Origin of the sequence: Mesotoga infera, from assembly GCA_011045915.1 — a bacterium.
Lineage (GTDB): Bacteria > Thermotogota > Thermotogae > Petrotogales > Kosmotogaceae > Mesotoga > Mesotoga infera_D.
The window spans coordinates 1-4,144 of record DSBT01000330.1 but is presented as its reverse complement, the minus strand read 5'-3'; the positions used below and the strand labels follow the sequence as shown (position 1 = coordinate 4,144).

The window sequence follows — 4,144 nt, the reverse complement described above, 5'->3', positions numbered from 1 at the left end:
TTTGCAGAGATGCTTGAAAATGCCATACGAAAATACCAGAACCGGGCGATTGAGACCGGGCAGGTCATCGAGGAACTAATCAAATTGGCCAAGGAAATGCGCGAAGCTCAGCAGCGTGGCGAAAACCTTGGCATGACCGATGATGAAATCGCCTTTTACGATGCGCTTGAGGTTAACGACAGTGCGGTGAAGGTTCTGGGTGATGAAATGCTGAAGATGATTGCGCACGAACTGGTTGAAGCTGTCAGGCGGAGTGTAAGTATAGACTGGACTGTCCGTGAAAATGCCCGCGCCCAGATACGGGTGATTGTGAAACGGATTCTGCGCAAATACGGCTATCCACCAGACAAACAGGAAAAAGCAACTCAAACTGTTCTGGAGCAGGCTGAGGTCGTCTGCCAAGAGTGGGCTGAAAAGGTATAGGAGCACATAGAAGAGCGATGCACTTGACCGCTATTTCCCTGGAATGTTCGCGGCAAGTGAGCTTTAGCGATATGCACATAGAAAGTGAAAGCAAGCAGACCTGAAATCACATTTTTTTCGCGACGGACTCCGTTTTTACAAAGCTAAAGTGCTTCTTCGAGCAGTTAAGAATAATATCACGATTCGCTGGCAGTAAGAGAAACCGTGGGGCCTAAGATGAGAGCAGTAGTAGAACGGATTCTTAGAAGATTCGAATAACAATCCTACAAGAGTGTGAAGCTACTGAGTTAGTGGTCGAACAATCGGAACTTATAAGCAGTGAATCAGAGTAACCAAATACATTGAGAACCCGCTTTTGGTTCCTGGCGCAAAGCTCAAGGTACTGTCAGATATGAATGATCTGAGTAGAGGAGGCCTGCGTATATGGCAGAAATGTCAATTGTTGATCAAGTGAGTCACAGTACCGTGCGTATTGAATGTAGTCTCGAAGGAGGAAAGACTTCAACTGGAACAGGTTTCTTTTACAGTTTCAAGCGTAGTACAGATACACATGTACCAGTGATAATAACCAACAAGCATGTTATACATGAAGCTTTGACTGGAACTCTGGTGTTCACTCTTACTAGAACTGATGGGACACCTGATTATGGAAGAAATCACACCTTCAAAGTGACTGATTTTGCCAGTTGTTGGAAACCTCACCCCGATGATTGTATTGATTTGTGCGCAATGCCTATTGCTTCCATTATTGAACAAGCATCTGAGAAAGGAGTCAAGCCATTTTTCACATGTCTAGATAGTGGTTTACTCCCAAGAGATTCTGAGATTGAAGACCTGAGAAGCTTGGAAGAAGTAACGATGGTCGGATATCCAAACGGTTTGTGGGACAGAGTGAACAACTTGCCAATTTTTCGACGTGGTATTCTGGCAACTTCTTTTGCAAGAGACTGGAACGGAAAGAAAGAGTTCTTGATTGACGCTGCCTGCTTTCCAGGTTCGAGTGGATCGCCAGTTATGTTAGTTAATCTTGGAAGTTACAGAGTTGGAACCACAATCAATATTGGAAGCCGTGTGAAATTGTTGGGAGTGCTTTATGCTGGTCCGCAACATACAGTGACAGGAGAAGTAAGTATAGTTGACATACCTGTTGTCCAAAAACCTATCTCGGTAGCCACCATTCCGAATAATCTAGGCGTCGTGATAAAGGCGCACTTAATTGAGGACTTTGATGGTGTCTTCAAATAGCATCGTATTCCCTTTTGCCAAATAAGAATTTTGTGTCACTAGATTCGAACAATGACAGGAAAGGTGAGGTGAAAGGGCGTGGAGCACACTACCAAGACTCCTAATTCTGTAACTGAGAGAAAGAGAGCGTTCAAGATTGGTTTGTTGTACGGAATTTATCTAATTGCATATGGAGCAATAGATATTGTCAATCGTTGGAGAGGAGAGTGCCCTAATGATGGTTCAGTTTTAAAGTATCTAGTAATTTTTGCTGTCGGCTCTTTTATGGTATTAATTGCTTCCTTTTTCCTAAATTCGATTAAATCAAATAATGAATCCAAGAGTTCGCTCATAAAAGGAATTGTTTTTGGAGTTGTTTTTTTCTTTATCTTCATTGCTTGTCTTGCAATTACAGAGTTTCCAGGAATGGATGAAGCTCACAGCAACTCGTTATTGAATTCGTTACTGAACAAGATCGGTGCGACTGGGTTTCTTTTCGGATTAGGAGGAATTGTATTCATTATTATTTCATTCTATACCCCTCCCATTACTGAGTTCTTCAAAGAGCACACTCTTGCGTCTGTTATTCAGGTTGCGGCTTCAATGGCAACTGCAATTTGGGCATTATTGGGAGTTGCAATTACAATAGTCTGGGCTCAAAAAGGTTGGGTGGGTGATACAGCAACTCAAGTTAGAGACAGCGGCCAGCTTTCTAACTACATGGGGGCACTGATGCTCACACTCAAGGCTACTTTTAGTGCCACTATTTACACTTTTTCGATGGTCTTTTGGGTCTTCAAGCCATGTTTTGATAGACTCTTATTCCTCAGAAAAGAAGATACAAGAGCAGACCCCGTGGCAAATGAATTGCCACATGGCACGGAAGAAAGAGCCGGTTATCATCTTGCTAAAGCGCTTGAAGAGATGGAGAAAGCTGATGATCTACAGAAGACGAATGCAGAGCTAGCAGAAAGAATCTGCCGAAGAAGTGAACGAAGAGCTGAGTAAGATACCAAGATAGAAGCTGGGAATGTAGTTTTTTTCAAGTCAATTTCTCATCGTATTTTCTAGCTTTTAGCAACAAAGAGGGGGTTTGGCTTTGAGATTGAAGGAAGAGATTAAAAGATCCGGGCACTTTTGGCTTCCCTCAAACCCTGACAGGAAGGTGCCAGGAAAACTAACGATACTTTATGGCGGAAGGATAGAGTTAGAGATTGACGGGCCGTTCGACGAAAGCATAGAAACGCTAAAGCATTTTTTAGATAACGAAGACCCAAGGATCGAGAGAATACTCGGTCGTGTTGAGAAAGATGGCGCGGTAACTCTCTTCGATTGCTTCTATACATCCTGGAATATTTCATTTGGCGCACCCTTAAAGTCACGAATCTTTGCGCGTACCGCCATTTTAGGAATCCATTGCGAAGATAAGGCCTTAACTATCAATACGCTTCAATTCTCGATAGAAGGTATTGATGAATGGGTTGGGATAAATAGTATAGCTCTTGAACACAATGAGAATGAAAAAACGAGTACTATAAAAGCTGCACAACCTCATGAGATTTCTGTCAAACTTAGTAACGACCTAATGCTAATTATTCGTATTTTGTCAAGTATATCGATAATCCTAATGAAAGAGGCAAAGATCACTCAAAAGATCTACTTGAAACTTGTTTCTTGTGAGGGACGCACTATTGAAGAAATGATATCCATCGCTCACAAGGTCACTATGCTGGTCTCATTTGCAACAAGTCGGAATGTGTCTATCGAGGATGTACAAGCTAGATCAGAAAGATTCACTAATGAGGATGGCAAACCCAAACAGTTTTCACTGTTCTATCAGAGTCGCCCATTTTCTTTGGATAAACCTAAGATAGATATTGACAGAATGCTTTTCAGGTATCCTCAGATAAGTACAAATCCAGAGATGGTTTTCCAGAATTGGTTCAAAGCTTATGAAACAAACCGACCAACAATAGAGCTCTATTTTTCCGCAGTTCATGATGGTTATAGTTTCATAGATGGTAAGTTCCTTGCGCTGGTCCAAGCCATGGAGAGTTATCATAGAAGAACGTCTGATGAAACAGTTATGGCGGAAAAAGATTACGAGCAACTATGCAATACCTTGCTTGTGAACTGTCCGGCGGCCAATCGCAAATGGTTATCTGAGAAGCTTGAGTACGGAAACGAGATCAGCCTTAACAAGAGGATCAAAAGCATCATTGAGCCCTTTGAACAACATATCGGTACATCCAAAAATGTAAAGAAGATGATCCGAAAGATAGTTGATACCAGAAACTACTTCACTCACTTTGATGAATCGCTGAAATCCAAAGCAGCACACGGACAGGAGCTCTTGGATCTTTGCAACAAGATGGAGGCAATAATTCAGCTCCACCTTCTTAAGTTATTAGGGTTCGATGAAGAGCAAATCAAAGAGATTTTGGAAAATAACCTGGAACTGAACTACAAGCTGAAATAGGTCTCCGGAACTGAAGGA

5 protein-coding genes are annotated in these 4,144 nt (G+C 42.1%); all 5 read left to right on the top strand.

The window, feature by feature from the left end; genetic code table 11:
• A partial coding sequence (locus tag ENN47_10730) for a DUF3387 domain-containing protein (GenBank protein HDP78632.1) occupies nt 1-423 on the top strand: 423 nt, incomplete at its 5' end.
• Nucleotides 424-846: 423 nt separating this feature from the next.
• Nucleotides 847-1,668: a serine protease gene (locus ENN47_10725; GenBank protein HDP78631.1), complete on the top strand. Its 822-nt coding sequence runs from the start codon at nt 847-849 to the stop codon at nt 1,666-1,668.
• A gap of 78 nt (nt 1,669-1,746) precedes the next feature.
• Nucleotides 1,747-2,655 carry a hypothetical protein gene (locus ENN47_10720; GenBank protein HDP78630.1) on the top strand — a complete coding sequence of 303 codons (909 nt, stop codon included), beginning with the start codon at nt 1,747-1,749 and terminating at the stop codon, nt 2,653-2,655.
• 731 nt (nt 2,656-3,386) lie between these two features.
• Nucleotides 3,387-3,521: a hypothetical protein gene (locus ENN47_10715; GenBank protein ID HDP78629.1), complete on the top strand. Its 135-nt coding sequence runs from the start codon at nt 3,387-3,389 to the stop codon at nt 3,519-3,521.
• Entirely contained in the window at nt 3,503-4,126 is a 624-nt protein-coding gene (locus tag ENN47_10710; GenBank protein ID HDP78628.1) for a hypothetical protein, read from the top strand. Before ENN47_10715 ends, ENN47_10710 begins: the two co-directional genes overlap by 19 nt.
• Nucleotides 4,127-4,144 lie beyond the last annotated feature (18 nt).